Source organism: Paenibacillus sp. NPDC058071 (assembly GCF_042885235.1).
GTDB lineage: Bacteria > Bacillota > Bacilli > Paenibacillales > Paenibacillaceae > Pristimantibacillus.
The window spans coordinates 1-19,852 of record NZ_JBHVSK010000014.1 but is presented as its reverse complement, the minus strand read 5'-3'; the positions used below and the strand labels follow the sequence as shown (position 1 = coordinate 19,852).

Genomic DNA, 19,852 nt, shown 5'->3' with positions numbered 1-19,852 from the left:
ATCAAAGATAATACAGGACGAACGATTGAAAGCAAGGTTCGTAGCACAAAATCTTCACTGTCCGGAAAAAATACAACGGGATATGCTATTGAAGAAAGTTTTGAATTTCAAGGGCCGTCTCTTTTTGATTTTAAATACGGAAGAAATGAATCAGTTAATAAATCATCTACAATTGCTTCCTCAATAGCGATTACTAAAGCGACTCCAATTGGTAAATTTCATCAGGTGTTGTTCATTGGAAGCGGAAACCCCGGCTATGGTAGGATTGAGGTTGCAGTCCCTTTAGATAGCAGTAACACGGATGTAGGCGAGATACAGTGTACAGGATGTACAGGAAACATTATCGCTCAGAAATACCTCATGAATACCTTAACAGACTGGTCTGCCGAAACCTACTTCTACGAAGGCGAAGTCCGCGTTACCTACGAAAAACTTCCTCCAAAAGACAAGCCGCTGGTGGAATGTTCTTGCCTTGCGGAGCCATCGAACAAAAAGTTTGAAAATTCAGATATTTTAACGAAGTCAACATTGACCGCTTCTGTGACGCAAAAGGGAAGCCTGCGCGTGAAGGAGTGGAAGGTCTACGGCAGGCTGCAAGATGGCTCACAGCTGCAGACGCAAACATTAACAAGCTCCGACAGTGTGAAATTCCCGTTCTCATTTACAATTTCAAAAAACAAACTCGACAACTTAGATACCTATACGGAAACCTACGTGATGCGCGCCGTTGTCTTTTTCACTGATGGCAGCACCGCAGAGAATGTCATCGAATGTACGACAACTGTGACGAAGCCGGGTGCGACGCCTACTCCTGCACCAGGACAACCTACTCCCGAACCAACGCCAACACCTCCGGCTCCAATTGAGGCTAAAATTCGATTCAGCCCGCCACAGATTTTTACAGGCGAGAAATCGACGCTTATCAACGAGTCTAAGGGCAACATCGTGAGCCATGAATGGGGATTTTCAAGCAATCTCGATCCGTTAGTTCCGGATAAGAATGCATACGAGATTGGAGAATTGACCTTCACCGAAAGTGGTCCATATGAAGCTGAATTAAGCCTGACAGGAAGCGAGGGGCAAACCGATTCGGATACGGCCACGCTGATTGTTATCGACCCAAAGCCTGTGGCAATCGTAGCTGGCATTCCGAGAGCGATTCAAGGACGGCCATTGAAAGCTCCGTACAATCTGGACCAGTCGTATACACCGTTGGCCAGCCGGGGCGTAACGATCGATCATACAAAAGATGAGAAGCGATACAAAAAGCTCGAAAATACAAACTACCTCCCGGGCTTCCCAGTCGATTACGCGCCAAATGATTTAGGCCAATATTCGATTGAAGGTAAAGTATACGACAGCCAAGGACGCGTAAGCGATTGGGGATCGATGATTCTTGAAGTTGTTCCAGATGAGCCGCCAATCGTTGAAATTTCCGTGCAGCCGGAAACCTATCGAGGCATCGACACGACGATATTTGTGAATGCGGACAGCCCTGACGGTGATCAACTCGTAAGCATGATCGTTGAAGAACGATTCGATAGCAATTATGACAGCAATTTCGAAGACGAGTCATGGCGTACGATCTACACTGGTCCATACAAAACCGAATTCAATAAAAAATACACTTCGGTCGGCAAGCGTCAGTATCGTGCAACGGTGACAGAGGATTACGGGCTTTCTGGCAATTCTACTACCGTGCAGATCGATGTTATCAACCAAATGCCTTTCGTAGATTTTGATCCAAAAGGCATTACTCAGCAGCCGGGCGACGACAGCGGTCCGCCGGTCGTCCAATACGCGCCAGAATCGATTTATCGCTCGTGGTCGCTGAAAAAGCCGTATGTTGGCGGCAACGACCAAAAGATTGGCTGGAAGTTTGGGACGAACGCAATCAGTACGAAGAACGCCAGAGAAGCCGAATTTTACAATAACTATCCCAACCTTGGCGATGGCCCGAATGGACGCTCGCAGAACAATTTGACCGACAATCCGACTACTTTGCCGTCTTGGGCTTTTGACACCACAAGCGTGACATACGGCGGCGGTTATCGAAAAGAATTGCTTCCAAAAGTTTTTAATGGGAATCGGATGGTGTCTCATGATATCGAGGTTAAATCGGATTACTCTCAAGTACCGTCAAAAACCTATTATAGATATATCATAAACGTTCATAATGCGAGGACAGGAAATGTGCTTAACACGTTTATGACCCCGTACAATGAAGGCGGGTACCAGAAAATTTTGACGGCGACCGATCCCGGCGATTTAATTTACTATGTTACGCCTGATCGAATTATGGGATACGATCTATCAGGCACGATAAAAAAGGAAATCCCATTGCCTCTCAATTACAATTTGACAACTTACAACCATAACTTAGCATTATCCGATGACGGGAAGTTCCTATACGCGGTTTATTCCACAAGTAACGGTGATGTCGGAAACTATACTTTTGATGTTAGAGCAGCCAAGTATTCCATGACTACCGGAGTTCAGCTTTGGGACATCAAAGTCACAACCCATAACTTTTGGGGCGCTATAGGGAATAAAACTGATATCTTATCGAAGAACGGCAATTTATATATCGGCTATCAATATGCAACGTATTCTTGGAGCGGCGGGGCTCCGCGGGGCATCGGACTTGCCTATGTCGACGCTAACGGCATCTTGCAATACCATCATCATTTTGGATATGGCAGCATGTCGGCACCAGTTGTGTCCGACGATGGTCAATTGGTTTATTTACAAACGTGGGAAAACGACGGATTTGCGGAATGGACGGGCTCTTACCTATTTAATCTGCAGACAAAGACGTACGCAGCCGATTTCGGCAGCCGTTACCGTACTGACGACTGGAAACTCAGTCGAAACATGTTTGTTCAGAATCCGCTCGTATTGCCTGATTCAAATGTTTTGTACGGAAATCAATTGCGGAATAAGTACTTTGGCGTCATTGGCGCTTATGGTCAAGGTCAATGGTTGAGCGGGAGGACATTACCGCGGAGGCCGGTCGTACAATCAAATGGAAGAGTGTTAACTGTCGGCATTAAAGAAATTGGTGTTGGCGTCAATAAATTCAGCATTATGGAAAACCATGCCACAGCGCACGATTTCGCTTACGATTTGCCGTTTAATGCCGAGGGGACCAGTTCCATCACTACCAATATTACGCCGGATGGATCTATTTATCTGCTAACTGTTCATTCAAATGGTTTTATCGGACCGGGGTTGGCCGACGACTATCTCGACAACATGAACAGCAGATATATCTATGTTACTCCTTTTGTCCCTCGTACGGAGGGTGCCGGAGGCGTTGTCGGTGAAATCGACCCCAATACGGTTCGAATCTCGAACAAAACGTGGGGTGGACTATTCTACGATCCGTTTACGAAGATGAAAAATCAGGTGCTAGAATTCCAAGCATCGATCAATCATCTATCGGACAACGAAGGAACAATCGGGGCGGCGATCCGCATTCAGGATGAGAAAAATATGTACAGCGTCGAATGGACTAATAACACGCTAACGTTATATAAGGCGGAAAATGGATCGAAAACCGCATTACGTCAAATCGGCTTAACTCGCTCCCTTTTCCAAATCTATCAATTCAAGCTCGAGGCAATGGGCAGCGATATATCTGTGACCGTCAATGGGCAAAGGCTGCTTCAGGCCGCCGACAGTCGATTCTCTAACGGATCGGCAGGGATTATGTCGCTAGGCCAGCAGCAGGCTGCTTTTTCAAATGTGAAGCGAACCAATTTCGGCGATATGATACCGGAAATCATCTATAATGCCGTTCTAATCGACGATCCGATTCAGTACGACAAGCTATTCGGCGATCCGGAATTCGATCCGATTGGAGCCGAATCTTGGACATACGATCATGACCCGAATGCTTTGGCACAACCGCTCGGCTTCAGCCAGCACAACGGAAAAACCTACGCTAGTGCGCTCGGCTCGCTAGAAAAACCAGGGCTTTATAACATTACCTATTTTGCATTCGATAAGCCGGGAGCGCCGAATTACGAGAAGCAGTCCAATACGGTCACGAAACCGTTGATTGTTCATAGACGACCAGTCGCAAAGCCTTCCGTTCGTTTTACCGGCATCGTCTATCCGGATGGAGAAGTACTGGATTATCTCGCAAATGACCAATCCTATGACCCGGACGTGCCGAATCGACTGGAAGACAGAGTATTCCGCACTAGATGGGCCGATGAAGAAAAGTGGACCACGGGGCAGCGCCGCCTGTACGGTCGGCCAGGCATAGAACTTATTATTCAAGAGCAGGTGAAAGACATTCATGGCGCTTGGAGTTACTGGGAAGAAACTCGCGTGTACAAAGAAAAGCTTCCGCCGGTTAATCAAACGAAGCCGCGCATGACGATCACGGTACCAAACGGCACTATGACTAGTCCAACCGTCTATGTAACGGACCCGACCGTTCATTGGATTTATCGAGACAACGAGAACGATCCGCAGGAAGAGTATCAGCTTTTCTTCACCTATGTCGATACCGGCAAGCCGGCCTTTTTTACACGAGGAATAGGCGACGACCTTAGTTATGAAATTCCGCAGGGAACCATTGAGCCGGGTCGGGTTGTGAAGGTGCATGGGAATGTGTTTTCGAACGGCGCATGGTCTGATGACAGTAACATCGTCTACTTTGTTCTCAATCGGCCGCCTGTGACACGGTTGCTTAGCATGAACGGAACGAAGGCGTCCGAACCAATCTACACGAACAATAATCGGCCGCAGCTGCGCGTAGCTGTTGCTGACCCGGAAAATCATCCGATTCGCTATGTTGATTACGAGGTGTTTTTCAATGCAAGCGGCAATAAAGTAATCGATACAGAAACGGCAACAAATGTGCTCAGCTATACGCCGCCTACTCCGCTGCAAGAGGGACTTCACAACTGGCGAGCGCGGGCCAACGATACTTATATGTGGGGACTTTACAGCGAAAACGGGTACTTCTTCGTCGATACGGTGAAGCCGGATGACGTCGATGAACAGCTCGACATTAAGCCGACATCGGTAAAAGTAACTTGGAACCCGTTCAAAGACGCTGCTCCTTCTTCTGGCCATGCAACAAGGACGTTCTTCATGCAGCAGGTCAACGCAGACCGGTCTGTAACGACCATCGACCTTAATAATGACGGCACACCGGAATATAGCCTGCCGCTGCTGCTTGGAACGAATGCCGTAGAGGTCAAGAATTTAAGACATGGCCAAGAATACCGTCTGACAGTGATTGATTACGACCGGGCTGGAAACGAGGGGCATTACGCTTATATTTATTTTGTAACTAATCGTCCGCCGACTGCTGATCTCGATTGGTCGCCAAAGCCGGTTTACGAGGGTGACCGCCTGACGATTCGGACATTGGCGAACGACCCCGACCTTGATGAGCTGTCCGTGCGGTATACGATCCGTAATCCGGCGGGAATAACGCAAAGCTTTAACTATACTTTTAAAGCTCCTTATCCTGATACCGGACCGCAGCTGCGAGTGGAGCAGCCGGGACAATGGCAAGTCGAGTTAATGGTAAGCGACGGCATTGCGGAGCCAGTCGTTGTCACGAAAGCAATTGAAGTGCTGCCGTTGTCCGTTACGGGCGAGGTAAGACATACGCCGCTCTGGGATCAGCATCGGAGGGAATACAACAAGAGCAAGTCGGGGGATGAGCAGTCTCCGCGAGGCTACGACGTTTTTTGGGCGGGCGAGAAATTTGTGCTTCGAGCAACGACGACCTTGACTGGGACGGAGACGAAAGCAGAGCGAGTAGAGGTGCAAATGAATTCCTTCTCCGCCAAGCTGGCGACCAGCGATGCTTCAGGGACGAATTGGGCTGGCGAGCTATGGGAGGAGTCGTTTGAAAAGCTGAAGAACGGACCGCTGACATTTATTTTTACGGCCTACTACAATAACGGGACAGTGAAGCGGGACGAAGTGACGGTTACGATCGACGGTACGATATATGATATTTTGGGCGTTCACCGGGTGAGATAACTGTCATAGCCAGGGCAATAAATTCAGCACAAAATTCAATGCAAAAAAGGCTTCCACAAGGTTAATGCGACAGCAGCTCGCATAAGCCTTGGAGAAGCCTTTTTCCGATTTTAGCTTGATTTCATTTTGTTGAAAAAATGATTAATCGCATAGTAAGCTGCACCGCGTACGGCCGATTGATCCTGCAATTCAGCGAATAGCAGCTTCAGCCGTTCCCGGTGATACGGCAGCGTACGCCTAGCGACGGAAGCCTCAATCGATTCGGCGAGCCAAGCTTTGGCGCGGCTCATCCGGTTGCCGATGATAACAACTTCGGGATTGAAGATATTCACGATACTCGAAATGCCCGCCCCCAAATATTCGCCGATCGAGCGGAACAGTGCGCGGACCTCTTCATTACCGTCTTCCGCGGCTTGAAGCAGCTCGTCCAAACTGTCGAAGCCGAGCTTTTCAGCCCGTTCAAGCAGGGCATTCTCGGATGCGTACAGCTCCCAGCAACCTTCATTGCCGCAGCTGCACGGCTTGCCGTTGAACTCGATGGACAAATGGCCGAGCTCACCGGAAAAGCCGGAAGCGCCTTTGTACAGCTCTTTGTTCAAAATAATACCGGTTCCAATCCCGATGCCCACGCTGACATAAATTTGATTGGCAACTCCTCGTCCGGCACCGTATTTCTGCTCGCCCTGCGCGCCGGCATTCGCCTCGTTGTCAATCGTGACAGACACACCGAATCGTTCCTCCAGCAAACGCTGCAGTTCGACTTTTCCCCATTTCAAATTCGGCGCGAACAACATGGTGCCTTTATCGTCAACGATGCCGGGAACGCCTGCGCCGATGCCGACAATGCCGTAAGGGCTTGGAGGGGCATCAGCGATAAGCCGTTCGATGCATTGATTCAACTGCTCCAACGTAAATTCCTGCTGCTGCTTTTTCAGCGTCAGCTGCGTCTCGGAAATAACATTGCCTTCTAGATCGGTCAAGACGCCGCGAATATAATTGACGCCGAGATCGATGCCGACCGCATGTCCCGCTTTGCCGTTAAAAAGCAGCATGACCGGCTTGCGACCGCCGCTCGATTGGCCAGGGCCGATCTCCAGCACGAGATGGTTATCGATCAAATCTTGAACGAGACTTGATACGGTCGCTTTGTTAAGACCCGTTAATTCGGAAATTTGCGCTCGGGAAAGCGGAGCGTTTTTCAGCACGGCTTCCAGTACGATTGCCGTATTTATTCGTTTAATGAGCGTTAAGTCGCCCGTCGTCGTTACTTTCAACAGCAGTTTCCTCCGTCCGTTAAACCGTTCACAGCCATTGTACCATGAAATTCGTTGCTCAAGACATTAGGCTGAACTGGCGGTGTTTAGTGAAAAGTATAGCATAAAACACTTAGTTTGTTTACTGAACAAACTAAATAGTGCGGGGATTTTAATTTTAAGTGGAAATACAGGGGGATTGCCTACAAATTGCTCATAATCTGAATATATCGACAAAATATTAATCTCTAGATTGGCAAAATTTATTGGGAAAAGAGGGTAGCCCGAATCGAAATAAGGAAAAGCTGATGCGGCTGGATGGATAGCGAGAGGGGAAGATACTCCTGAAATACATCACTGCCACCCTCGGATTTAGGTAGACTCAGATATTCGCATAAAGGCTGCAGCCAAGTAAAATAATGGCCCTCACACGAGAAGAGAGGGCCTATTTAATGGGTGCTATTGATATAAGAGCCAGAGCAGAGAAAATGAAGCTGATAAATAACTGTCTATTCTTGGCGTAATTTGGTAGAATATAAGTGGATTATACTAAGAAGGAGCTGTTATTTTGAAAAAGCTAGTCATCATTGGTTTGTTTTTATTTTCAGTAATTGTTCTTCCTGCATGCTCGAGCAAAGGGGAAGAAAGCAATCTCACTCTGGAACAATTTATTAAAGCTTATACGGACGCTGGGGTTGAAGTTGATCCGAATGAAAAACAGAACTATCAAGCTGTTAATGCAAAAGATGGTGTGATTTTTTACATGGATCTCAAACCAGTGAAGATATACGAATTTGAATCAGTTAAGGCTCTGAATAAGCAGGCCAAAGAAGATGAAATTGTTAATGGATGGAAGAAAAATGGTAAGTTTGCATTACATACTAGTTCTGAACCGGCTATAGAGATATTCAATAGTGTCAAGTAAACGCCCTTCTCGGGCGTTTTTTATTTGCCAAGAGAAGGAGAAAGCTAATGACCACAGTAAGTCGGACCTATGATATCTCAGAAGATGGATGGAGAAACTTTCAAACCATTATGGTTGCTAAATCAGCAATTTGCAACAGGAACCACAATAGAATGTATTTTTAAGTATCCTTTGTTTGTTTACTAGACAAACTAAGTTTGATCATGTTATGCTTTACGTGAGCGTTTTCATAAAATGATTTCACCACAATGAAGGAGGCAATCCATTCATGAGTTATTTCGCAAACATTGGCAAAATCCAATTCGAGGGCAAAGGCTCCGACAATCCTTTCGCTTTTAAACATTACAACCCGAATCAAGTCGTGCTGGGCAAAACGATGGAGGAGCATCTCCGCTTCGCCGTTGCTTACTGGCATACGTTCAATGCGAACGGTACCGATCCGTTCGGCGTAGGCACAATGGTGCGCGGTTGGGACAAATACGACGGCCTTGACCGTTCGAAAGCTCGCGTTGAAGCAAACTTCGAATTCCTCGAGAAGCTCGGCGTTCCATACTTTGCTTTCCATGATGTAGATATCGCTCCTGAGGGCGCTACGTTGCAGGAAACGAACAAAAACTTGGACGTTATCGTCGCTATGATGAAGGACAACATGAAAACTTCGGGCAAAAAATTGCTCTGGAATACAGTTAACATGTTCTCCAACCCGCGTTACGTTCATGGCGCAGGCACAGCCGTTAACGCCGACGTATATGCTTACGCTGCGGCTCAGTTGAAAAAAGGCCTTGAGGTCGGCAAAGAACTGGGCGCTGAAAACTATGTTTTCTGGGGCGGCCGCGAAGGCTACGAGACGCTGCTGAACACGGATATGGGCTTCGAGCTCGACAACCTGGCGCGTCTGTACCATATGGCAATCGCATACGCAAAAGAAATCGGCTTCGATGCGCAATTCCTGATCGAGCCTAAGCCGAAAGAGCCAACAAAGCACCAATACGATTTCGATGCAGCTACGACGATTGCATTCCTTCAAAAATACGGCTTGAAAGATCATTTCAAGCTGAACCTGGAAGCCAACCATGCGACGCTCGCTGGCCATACATTCGAGCACGAAATTCGTACAGCCGCAATCAACGGCATGCTTGGATCGCTTGACGCGAACCAAGGCGATTTGCTGCTCGGCTGGGATACGGACGAATTCCCTACCGATCTGTACTCCACTACGCTGACTATGTATGAAGTATTGAAAGTGGGCGGTATCGGACGCGGCGGCGTCAACTTCGACGCAAAAGTGCGTCGCGGTTCGTTCGAAGCCGATGACTTGTTCCTCGCTCATATCGCAGGCATGGACAGCTTCGCATGGGGCTTGAAAGCTGCAGCTAAGCTGATCGAAGACAACGTGCTTGACGGCATTGTTGAAAACCGCTACCGCACCTTCAAAGAAGGCATTGGCGCGGATATCGTATCGGGCAAAGCGACGCTTGCTTCACTGGAGCAATACGCACTGCAAAACAACCCGATCAAGAACGAGTCGGGCCGTCAGGAACGTATCAAACTTGTGCTGAGCGAAGTTATTTTCAGCGTATAAGCGGGAGGCAGCTGAAGGACATGAGTTACGTCATTGGCGTCGATCTGGGTACGAGCGCGGTCAAGACGCTGCTCGTCGATCGGAACGGCAAGGTAGCGGCGGAATCGACCCGCCCTTACCCGCTGTTCCATGAGCATACCGGCTGGAGTGAGCAGAAGCCGGACGATTGGGTAAGCGCTACGCTTGAAGCAATGAAAGAGCTGACGGAAGCGAACGGCATTTCCGCGGATCAAGTGGAAGGAATTAGCTTTTCCGGTCAAATGCACGGGCTGGTGCTGCTGGATGAAGCGGGGAATCCGATCCGCAACGCAATTCTGTGGAATGACACGCGTACGACTGCGCAATGCCGCGAAATCGAGCGGACGCTCGGCGACAAGCTGCTTGGCGTGACGCGTAATCCGGCGCTGGAAGGCTTTACGCTGCCAAAAATTTTGTGGGTTCGCCAGCATGAGCCGGACGTTTTCGCGAAAGCGGCGTTGTTCTTGCTGCCGAAAGATTACTTGCGTTACCGGCTGACCGGCCAGCTTCATATGGATTATTCGGATGCGGCGGGAACTTTGCTGCTTGACGTAGCGGAGAAGCAGTGGAGCGAGGAAGTGCTGGCGGCATTCGAGTTGCCGACCAGCTTCTGCCCTCCGCTCGTCGAATCCCAAGGGCAGACGGGGACGCTGCTTGCCGAGGCTGCCGCGGCCACTGGGCTGACGGAAGCAACCAAAGTGTTCGCGGGCGGAGCCGACAATGCTTGCGGCGCGATCGGCTCCGGCATTTTGTCCGAAGGACTGACGTTATGCAGCATTGGCACGTCCGGCGTTATTCTGTCCTATGAGAATGACAAAACGAAAGATTTTCAAGGCAAGGTCCATTTCTTCAACCACGGCAAAGAGGACGCTTATTACACGATGGGCGTTACTTTAGCCGCAGGATACAGCCTCAGTTGGTTCAAAAAGACGTTCGCGCCGAACGAATCGTACGATCAGCTGCTTGCAGGCATCGATCAAGTGATGCCGGGCTCCGGCGGACTGCTGTTCACACCTTATCTGGTGGGCGAACGGACGCCGCATCCCGATCCGAATATTCGGGCGAGCTTTATTGGAGCCGACGGGTCACACGAGCGCATCCATTTTGCACGCGCGGTAATGGAAGGCATTACGTTCTCCCTGAACGAATCGCTTGATTTGTTCCGCGCAGCAGGCAAAGAGGTCCAAACGATCGTGTCGATCGGCGGAGGCGCGAAAAATCCAGTGTGGCTGCAAATGCAGGCTGATATTTTCGGCGCACCGGTCGTTGCTCTTGAGAACGAGCAAGGTCCGGGGCTCGGCGCAGCTATGCTAGCGGCATACGGCTGCGGGTGGTTTACAAGCTTGGAGGAATGCGCCGAGAAATTCGTTAAGCATGCGCAGACATTCGAGCCGAATCCGGAAGCGGTTGAGGTTTACAAAGGTCTGTTCCGTATTTATCAGCAAGTTTACGGGCAAACGCGCGAGTTGAATCAAGCGCTGGCTGCCTACCGAAATTAGTCGTTAATCCTTTTTCCAATCCATTTGCGAGTTGTCGCCGTTTCTCCGCTTGTCCGGAGAAGCGGCTTTTTTTTTACAGGAATACGGGCTCCTCATCAAAATCAGTTCTTGACTGAAAAGTAAAGAGCAGCGGAGGGGCAGAGGGATTCTGGAGAAACGATAGTGGTCGCTTTTAAAGCCAGATTCCTACCACAACCTCAATAAAATAAAGGAATCAGGCTTTAATGGCGATCGGAAGAACCCTCTGAACCGCAGCGCTTCCTCTTACTTCATGTCAAGCACTGGTTTCGAGTTTGAGGGTGAAAACGAACGAAGTCCAACCAACTCCGCCTCTGAAGCCGGTAAGACCGGTACAAACCGAGTTAAATGAAAGAAATGCGTAAGATATACTAACGTGATGTCTGGTTATGCCCGCTGCGTAGGCTTTACGGTTCAGTAGGATCCGTCACTATCTCTTGAAACTGCTCCATATCGTTTCCGGTTTCACCCCGAGCTCTCCGGCGATTAGCTCAGCAGTCAGCCGCTGAGGCTTTTTTATTTTGCCATTGCGAATTTTGGAGATGGTCGTAAGTGAAATTAACGTCGACTGGGCGAGCGAGGTTGCCGACATATTCTTGTTCAACATGAGCATTCGCAGCTTATAGGAGGAATCCTCGTCCTCAAGGTTCAAATTAAGCTGGGTCAAAATGATTGAAAATCCTTTAAAGCTTCTGTTGCCCCAATAAAAAGGCTTAATGACGGCGGAAGCCAAATACGTTTTGTCGCCGATTGTCATTCGCAGCTCCGTTTGCTCGGTCGTTCCGGTTTTACGGACGTTCTCCATAAGCCGGCGAAGCGGCTTGCTGCTGTCTTCGCCGACATAGTCGAACATACATTGGCCGACAAGGCTGGAGGTGCGGTGTTTGATCGGCGTATAGTAACGTTTGGCGTCAACGATTTTGAACCGCTCGCTTACATTCAAAGTCATGACGATCGTGTTATCCTGCGAAAAGTCATCGATCCACTTCTCCTCCGTCAGATCCTTGCAGGTCACGATATAGCAGGACAACCCGTCCTGATCCAGCTTCCTCGAGGCGATTCGGACGGGCGTGTGCATGCGATGCCGGGTAACGAGCTCCCAGTCTGCAGAAGACTCCTCTTCCTCTTCGGTTAGTTTCGTCATCAGCGCGTTGAATGGGAAGCCTTCCTTCAGCAGGCCATTCGGATCGACGTCGGTCAGTTCGTGTTTCTTATAGCCGGTCAATTTCGTGAAGGCTTGATTAATGTCGCGGATATACCAGCGATTGTGTTCGAATTCGACGATGAGCATCGGTTCCTCAAGCATATAGAAAATGTCGTACATCTAGATGATCACCATCCTTGACGTAGTTTAGGTCATATATAGGGCATGTTCATGTCCGATTAATGTTAGATAATATTACATAAAATCTGATACAATAATTATAGTAGAAAAAAAGGAAATGACAATACCTTTTCGCATGTAGACGCGAACGAAAATGGGACAGACTATAGGAGCGACATTTTTTGCTCACAAATTGGAAGGAGGCGATGCGGATGAGTTCGGCGATTTTGTTTGATTTTGCAGATGAGAAAAGCGCGGCCCTCGCTTGCGACACGCTGCAGGAGCTGGGCTATGAGCCGATGCAGCATGAAGGAAACCGGGTACATATCCATGTCGATGGAGTAGATCTAACGTCGGCGCTCGAAATTGCTCAGGCGCACGGAGGTAGTCTTGTCGAACAAGCGGCTATTCGCGACGAAGCTATTACCGATACTGCCTATTCCTTGAATGCGATCACGATTCCGGCGCATGTCGTCAACGAGGATATGGCGGATGAAGAGGAAGGGCTTCGCAACCGGAACGAAGACGCCGAGGAACAGCGGGAATCATTCGACCCGGATGACGGTAGTTACGACCATTTCTTCGTATAACGAAAAAAGACGGGAGGCGGCTGCCCGGATATGACCGAGTTAGCCGCCTCTCGCCTTATCTAATTAAGGTTTACCAACGAGGCGTTCTCCGCTGCGTTTGTGCCGGCCAGATGGCCGGTTGTAAAGGCAGCCGTTATATTATAGCCTCCGGTATACCCGTGAATATCGAGTACCTCTCCGCAAAAGTATAAGCCCTGCATAAGCTTCGATTCCATCGTTTTCGGATCAATCTCTTTCAAGTGGATGCCTCCGCCTGTCACGAACGCTTCCTCAATGGAAAGGGTACCGTTTATCGCGACGGGAAAGTTCTTGATTCGTTTGGAGAACTCAAGCCACGGTCCTTTTGGAATATTGTCATACGTAATGTCCCCGTTAATGCCTGTCTGCTTCAACAACAGCTCAAGTATGCGCTCCTGCATGTAGTTGCGGAGAACGTTCTTAATTGCTTTCTTCGGTTCTTGCTTCGCCAAACTTATCGTTTCATCATAAATTTCCGCTTCCGAACGTCCAGGCATCAGATCGATTGTCACGAGCGCTGTTGGATGAGAGAGATCCGGCTCAGCCTCCTTGCGCTTTTTCAATTCCTTGACGACAAACTGGCTGCAGCGCAGCGCCGCCGGCCCTGAAAGGCCGAAATGGGTGAAAATCATATCGCCTTCATGCTGAACGATCCGCTTTCCTTTGGCATTCCAGACGGATAGCGTCACATCGCGCAGCGAGATGCCCTGTAAGTCTTTGTTCCGAATCCAAGGCTCCTCCGAAGTGAGCGGCACCTCTGTCGGGTACAGATCCGTAATCGTATGACCGGCTTTTTTTGCCCAAGGGTAGCCGTCTCCGGTAGAACCGGTTTTCGGCACCGATTTTCCGCCTGTTGCCACGATAACCGTTTTGCCGGCCAGCTTATCTCCAGATGCAAGACGTACGCCTCGTACGCGGCCTTCCTCGTAAAGTACTTCCTTGATGGGCATATTGACGCGAATTTCCACACCCTGCTCTTTTACTTTGCTTAACAAGGCGTCGACGACGGTTTTTGCTTTATCCGAGACCGGGAACATCCGTCCCCGATCTTCCTCTTTAAGCGCGATGCCCATTCCTTCGAAAAACGCGATAATTTCGCGGCTGCCGAACTGATTGAGGGCGCTGAATAGAAACTTCCCGTTACCCGGAATGTTACGGATGAGCTCGTCCAGCTCGCTGGCGTTCGTCACGTTGCAGCGGCCGCCTCCTGAAATCCCAAGTTTCCGCCCCAGCTTGTCTCCTTTATCGATAAGCAGCACAGAAGCGCCGTTCCCGCTTGCGGCGACCGCCGCCATCAGCCCGGACGGCCCGCCGCCGATTATAATGACATCGTACATGTTTACACTCAGCCTTTCTTATGCAGGGCTCAACAGTCCTGCGATGATGATTCTCATTGTAACATTGATTGCCTCTCTTTTTGAAATAAACAATCATTGCATCTTTCTTGCGCTATAATGAGAATTAATTACCAAATGGAAGGTGGGTTGTCGGGTGATGCGTTCGGAATGGGCACTAAACGGCAAGAACGGTTCGAATTTGTATACGAGAGAGTGGCTCCCGGATACGGATGAGTCTTTGCTGCAGGGAGCCGTCGTTCTGCTTCACGGGATGGGCGAGCACGGGGAGCGATACGCGCATGTGGCCGAGCGGCTGACTGATGCGGGATTTGCCGTGCTAGCTATGGACCAGCAAGGACACGGACTTAGCGAAGGACGAAGGGGGCATTTGTCTTCCATTCAGGACGCGGCGGACAACGCATCTTTATTAATAGAAGAAGCGGCGGAGAGGCATCCCGGACTGCCTTTGTTTCTTTATGGGCATAGCATGGGCGGAAATGTGGCGTTGAATTGCGCGCTGCGGAATAAGCCGGAAATTGCCGGTCTTGTGCTGACGAGCCCTTGGCTGAGGCTTGCCTTTGCGCCGTCGGCTTTCCGGATATGGGCGGGCAAACAGCTGGCCCGGCTTGCGCCGCATTTTCCGCAATCGACCGGCTTAAAACCTGAAGACTTGTACCGATCCGGTTATGGTCCCGTTTCTCCGATTGAAGGCGACAACTTATGCCATACGACCATTACGGTAGGGACATTTTTGGAACTGCGGGATGCGGGGGAATGGGCGATACATCACAGCGATCGGCTGACGGTTCCTACCTTGCTGTTGCACGGTAAAGCGGATCGGATCACGTCCTTTGAGGCCAGTCGGGAGGCGGCGGATCGGATGGGAAAGCAATGCGATTTTCGCGGCTGGGAAGGCGGTTTTCACGAGCTGCATAACGATCTGGAGGCCGAATCGGCCATTTCTTCGATTATTGGATGGCTGAAACAACAATTGTAAAAAAAGGTTGTTTGTGATTTAATCGGACTAACAGAATAAATTAGATATTTTTGTAATAAAAGATAACATCATGAGATTTGGTCAGCTTGGGAGATGATTCGAAAGCGGTTAGGGGAGATTGGTCTTCTGTGCTAAAAGATCTGCTGATTCAATTCATCATTTCTTTATTGCCTATATTCGCCTTTCAAGTTTGGAGCAGCATGGACCGCGGATGGCGGAACATTCCCGTATTCCTAGGCTTGTTAAGTGGTGCTGCAATGGTCCTCTGCATGGTTGTGACGACAGATTACAGCAGCTTTGAGGTGGATTTCGGATTAACGCCTTACTTAATCGGTTCGTTATACGGGGGCGTGTATGCGCTTGCTGCGTTAACGTTTCTATATGCGCTGATTCGACTTCCGATGATGGATTCGACATGGGAAATCGTGACGTTTGCCATATTTATTTTCTCGTATATTCCGGTCGTATTTATGATGACCCGGCGTTTCCAGCGGGCTTCCCACCGGAAGAAGCAAAAGCTTGGATTGATAATCGCCTCTGTGTATTTGTTGTATCACACACTAGCCATGATTGGTTATATAATTGCGAACAGCCTGACCTGGACGATGGATATGGTGTTTACGTACCTGCTGACGGCGGGAGGATCGCTGGCGGCGGTTTGGATTTCTATTTTTGTTGTGGAAAGCCTGAAGGAAAATAAACAGCTTCATTACGAAGTTCGCCGCATATCTGTCAATCACCGAAGAGAAGTCGAGAAGCTTCAGCAATTTATCGATGAAATGTCGATTGCCGTCATTCTCGTCAATCACCATGGGCGGATTACGAATGTGAATGAAATGGGCTATCGCCTGTTTCTCAACCACTCCAACATACGGGAGCGCTCCGAGGTGGTGGGCAAATATTATACGGCCTTTTTAAATCCGATCCGACAGGATGGCGACATTCGTCTGTTGTATGAAGCGCTCAAAGGAAATCGCATGCAGCTGGAGCCGAAAATGGAAGATGGCCGCATGCTGCTCAAAACGGCGTTCTGCATTCGGAATCTTCCTAACGGAGCAATTACGGGAGCTGCGATTATTGCGCAGGATGTAACGGAGCTGACTATGCTGCGCAACGAGGTTGGGCGCATGGAGAGACTTAGTCTGGTCGGTCAAATGGCTGCCAGCATTACGCATGAAATCCGCAATCCGATGGCGGTTATTCGCGGCTTCGTGCAGCTCATGCGCGAGCGCAGTCCGGAAAGCCAGCAGGAATATTACAGAATTGTGATGGAAGAGCTTGATCGGGCCAATACGATTATTAGCGACTTTTTGTCGCTCGCTCAAAATCGGGTGCTGTCGATGAGCAAAGCCTCGTTAAACGATATTATTAAAGAATTGCTGCCGTTGCTCGAAGCCGACGCTCATATGAGAAATCAGACGATTGAGCTGGACTTGGGCGAAATACCGCCTATTATGTTGAATGACAAAGAGATTAAGCAACTGCTGCTCAATATAGCCCGCAACGGGATGGAAGCAATGGGTGATAAAGGCACGCTGTGGCTGCGCACTGTTTTTGACGAAACAAAGAAGGGCATCGCTTTGTACATAAAAGATGAAGGCGTAGGCATTCCGGAGGAACAGATGGATCGTTTATTCGAGCCGTTTTTCACGACCAAATCGCGAGGAACGGGCTTGGGCTTGCCGCTTTGCTTAAGTATAGCTGAACGGCATAACGGCCGGATCGACGTCGAATCGGAAGAAGGAAAGGGAACGACATTTATCGTTTCGTTCGCAGTTGAATAGCGATCGCCTTCGGCGCGCGTTATAGCGCTGAAGACGCCGTGCGTCAGGACGCAGCGCGATAGAGGCGGTAGCACGCATTTCTTTGTGAGTTAAAAAGCGTTTTCCTAATTTCGGCATATCGTACCTCCTATAAGTGCATACTACCGTTGAACTAGCCGATTGAGGGCTGCGGCGCTGCCGTCGTTCCGTTTCGGCAATATGGTGAGGAGGGCATGTCGATGACACAGCAAAAAAACGGCGCCGAGTCGGCTCAAGCGCCGGCCAAGCGCGGATCGAAGGCGGCTCCCGGCGAGCCGGGCTTCGACAAGAAGCTGGACGGACCGAACCGCCCTTCGACTTAAAGAGGAGCGGCATGGTCTATCGGGACGATCCGGAGCTTGATCCATACGAAATCTCCTTCCTGCCTCAATTCCGTAAAGGTAGGGGCAGGAGGGAGCCTTTCGTCAATGCGTACGGCGTCGTAATCGGCGATCATGAATACGATTCGCCAAATTCGCCGTTAAACGATTGGAGCATCGATACTGATCCGTCCATTATGGCCGGGGACGAATGGGTCCATCCCTATAAGGATATCGGCTTTACGACGGAGGCGAACAGAGCCTGGTTCGAACGGGGCAATGCTCCCGATCCGGGCTTCATGATGCATCCTGACAAGGATGCTGCCAATTCGTCGTTAGCGGCCCAGCCGCCAACGGACGAACAGGCGGCGGACAAACGGCAACCGGAGCCATAGGCTTCGGTTGCTTTTTTTAAGCAGATGCCTTAGTTAAGCAATGATAATCGCAGCATGCAGGTATGCCGTCTTGATAAAGCTGGGGCCCCAGCCGTTTACACTTGCCGGAGCGAGAGGTATAATAATGACGAAACTTTAGTCATTCCAAAAAAGGAGATGTTACAATGTCGATGTCTTTTGAAAGATATATGTTTGATATGATCCAACCGATGCGCGACGATCTTACTCGCGTAGGTATCCAGGAGCTGCGCACGCCGGAGGAAGTGGAAGCTTCCATTCCGGGAGCTAAAGGAACGGCGCTTGTCGTTGTCAACTCCGTATGCGGATGCGCAGCAGGCCAAGCTCGTCCGGGCGTAGCGCAAGCGCTGGAGCACGAAATTACACCGGATCAACTGTTCACCGTCTTTGCCGGCCAAGATAAAGAAGCGACGGCGAAAGCTCGCGAATACTTCGCACCGTATCCGCCAAGCTCGCCTTCCATCGCCTTGATGAAAGACGGAGAGCTCGTGCATTTTATCGAACGCCATCAAATTGAAAACCGTTCCGCCGATGATATCGCTGCCGATTTAACGGATGCGTTCGACCGGTTCTGCCGTTAATCAGGAGGAGCTATGAGCTTACAAAGCGAAATTATCGAACGGCTTGGCGTCAAGCCGGTAATCGATCCGGAGGCGGAAATCCGCAAGCGCGTCGACTTTTTGAAGCAATACGTACGTCAGTCCGGGACTTCTGGGCTGTTGATTGCCATCAGCGGCGGCATCGACAGCGCGGTTGCGGCTGGTCTTTGCAAGCAAGCGACCGACGAGCTTACAGCGGAGACGGGCAAGGAGCATATCACCCTTGGCGTGTTCCAGCCGTACAACGAGCAGTCCGATATTTCGGATAGCTATGCTGTTGCCGAAGCGTTCAAGCTTACGCATAAAGCCGAGACCAATATCGGCGAAGCGGTGGACGAGATCGCACTGGAGGTCGAGCATTCGTTCAAATTGCTCGGCACGCCGCGCCATCTTAGCCGTGGCGGCAAAGGAAACGTGAAAGCGAGAACGCGTATGGTTATGCAATATGCACTCGCTTTCGACATGAACCTGCTAGTCGTCGGTACTGACCATGCTTCGGAAGCCATTACCGGCTTCTACACGAAGTGGGGCGACGGAGCAGTCGACATCACGCCGCTCAGCTCGCTGAATAAGCGTCAAGTTCGCCAACTGGCCTCCGTGCTCGGCGTTCCGCAAAGCGTTCTCGACAAAGCGCCGACGGCCGGACTCTGGGACGGTCAAACGGACGAGGGAGAGCTCGGCATTCTATATGACGAGAACAGCGCGTATTTGGAGGGCAAGGATATCGGCGCGGAAGCGAAGGAAAAGCTGGAAAAGCAATATTTGAAAACCGAGCACAAGCGTTCCCCGATACCGGGAATTTAACGGTTGTCGCTCTACAACGAACGAAGAACTTTCCGTTTGAAAGCGGAAAGTTCTTTTTTTGTTGGTTATTTTTAAACGGAGTGTTGATTTGAAACGAAAATAATAACCAGTAACCGCTCTTTAAAAGAGCGGCAAGACTGTCCTAGAAAGCTCGCACAGTCCTCCAACTGTAAAAGGCCAGCCGCAACAGCGCCTTGTTTGAAAGATGAAGGGGGAAGGCCCGTACATCAAATCGATGCATGATGGATTGTCAACATTAAATTAGACAGCTTTTTTAAGGGCTACATGGCGATACTGGACAGGTGTCATGTACCCCAGTGATCCATGAATTCGATGCT

Annotated in this window: 14 protein-coding genes; 11 read left to right on the top strand and 3 right to left on the bottom strand. The window is 49.8% G+C overall.

The features are described 5' to 3' along the window. Positions 1 to 564 precede the first annotated feature (564 nt). Positions 565 to 6,015, top strand: coding sequence for a hypothetical protein (locus ACFVTB_RS20595; protein WP_387753338.1), 5,451 nt, complete (start codon positions 565 to 567; stop codon positions 6,013 to 6,015). 110 nt (positions 6,016 to 6,125) lie between these two features. Here ACFVTB_RS20595 and ACFVTB_RS20590 read toward each other — a convergent pair whose 3' ends face one another. Then, positions 6,126 to 7,292: an ROK family protein gene (locus tag ACFVTB_RS20590; protein WP_387753561.1), complete on the bottom strand. Its 1,167-nt coding sequence runs from the start codon at positions 7,290 to 7,292 to the stop codon at positions 6,126 to 6,128. Positions 7,293 to 7,836: 544 nt separating this feature from the next. Here ACFVTB_RS20590 and ACFVTB_RS20585 point away from each other — a divergent pair. The 3 genes from ACFVTB_RS20585 (at position 7,837) to xylB (ending at position 11,292) form a co-directional block, all read left to right on the top strand. Continuing rightward, positions 7,837 to 8,193: a hypothetical protein gene (locus ACFVTB_RS20585; protein ID WP_387753336.1), complete on the top strand. Its 357-nt coding sequence runs from the start codon at positions 7,837 to 7,839 to the stop codon at positions 8,191 to 8,193. Positions 8,194 to 8,461: 268 nt separating this feature from the next. Then, positions 8,462 to 9,775 carry a xylose isomerase gene (xylA, locus tag ACFVTB_RS20580; protein ID WP_387753333.1) on the top strand — a complete coding sequence of 438 codons (1,314 nt, stop codon included), beginning with the start codon at positions 8,462 to 8,464 and terminating at the stop codon, positions 9,773 to 9,775. Between the two features lie 20 nt (positions 9,776 to 9,795). After that, on the top strand, positions 9,796 to 11,292 hold the full coding sequence (gene xylB / locus ACFVTB_RS20575) for a xylulokinase (protein WP_387753330.1): 1,497 nt from the start codon (positions 9,796 to 9,798) through the stop codon (positions 11,290 to 11,292). 448 nt (positions 11,293 to 11,740) lie between these two features. On the opposite strand, the gene ACFVTB_RS20570 is transcribed toward xylB, so the two are convergent. Next, positions 11,741 to 12,634: a helix-turn-helix domain-containing protein gene (locus tag ACFVTB_RS20570; RefSeq protein WP_387753327.1), complete on the bottom strand. Its 894-nt coding sequence runs from the start codon at positions 12,632 to 12,634 to the stop codon at positions 11,741 to 11,743. A gap of 212 nt (positions 12,635 to 12,846) precedes the next feature. Between ACFVTB_RS20570 and ACFVTB_RS20565 the strand changes: the two genes are divergently transcribed. Next, a complete protein-coding gene (locus ACFVTB_RS20565) occupies positions 12,847 to 13,224 on the top strand; it encodes a hypothetical protein (RefSeq protein ID WP_387753324.1) in 378 nt (125 codons plus the stop codon). 59 nt (positions 13,225 to 13,283) lie between these two features. Here the strand turns inward: ACFVTB_RS20565 and ACFVTB_RS20560 are convergent, their stop codons facing one another. Further along, positions 13,284 to 14,579 carry a BaiN/RdsA family NAD(P)/FAD-dependent oxidoreductase gene (locus ACFVTB_RS20560; RefSeq protein WP_387753322.1) on the bottom strand — a complete coding sequence of 432 codons (1,296 nt, stop codon included), beginning with the start codon at positions 14,577 to 14,579 and terminating at the stop codon, positions 13,284 to 13,286. A gap of 157 nt (positions 14,580 to 14,736) precedes the next feature. On the opposite strand from ACFVTB_RS20560, the gene ACFVTB_RS20555 reads away from it, so the two are divergent. The 6 genes from ACFVTB_RS20555 to nadE all read left to right on the top strand — a co-directional run bounded on the left by ACFVTB_RS20555 (position 14,737) and on the right by nadE (position 19,514). After that, the gene (locus ACFVTB_RS20555) at positions 14,737 to 15,576 is read left to right on the top strand and encodes an alpha/beta hydrolase (RefSeq protein ID WP_387753319.1); all 840 of its coding nucleotides are present in this window, start codon (positions 14,737 to 14,739) and stop codon (positions 15,574 to 15,576) included. A 128-nt stretch (positions 15,577 to 15,704) separates the two neighbouring features. Continuing rightward, on the top strand, positions 15,705 to 17,360 hold the full coding sequence (locus ACFVTB_RS20550; protein ID WP_387753317.1) for an ATP-binding protein: 1,656 nt from the start codon (positions 15,705 to 15,707) through the stop codon (positions 17,358 to 17,360). A 218-nt stretch (positions 17,361 to 17,578) separates the two neighbouring features. Beyond that, positions 17,579 to 17,701, top strand: a complete 123-nt coding sequence (locus ACFVTB_RS20545; RefSeq protein ID WP_387753314.1) for a hypothetical protein — start codon at positions 17,579 to 17,581, stop codon at positions 17,699 to 17,701. Between the two features lie 11 nt (positions 17,702 to 17,712). Beyond that, entirely contained in the window at positions 17,713 to 18,093 is a 381-nt protein-coding gene (locus ACFVTB_RS20540) for a DUF3905 domain-containing protein (protein ID WP_387753311.1), read from the top strand. Between the two features lie 164 nt (positions 18,094 to 18,257). Further along, positions 18,258 to 18,692 (top strand): BrxA/BrxB family bacilliredoxin, encoded by a 435-nt coding sequence (locus tag ACFVTB_RS20535; protein ID WP_387753309.1) that lies wholly within the window; start codon positions 18,258 to 18,260, stop codon positions 18,690 to 18,692. A gap of 12 nt (positions 18,693 to 18,704) precedes the next feature. Further along, positions 18,705 to 19,514: an ammonia-dependent NAD(+) synthetase gene (gene nadE / locus ACFVTB_RS20530; protein ID WP_387753306.1), complete on the top strand. Its 810-nt coding sequence runs from the start codon at positions 18,705 to 18,707 to the stop codon at positions 19,512 to 19,514. Positions 19,515 to 19,852: the final 338 nt, after the last annotated feature.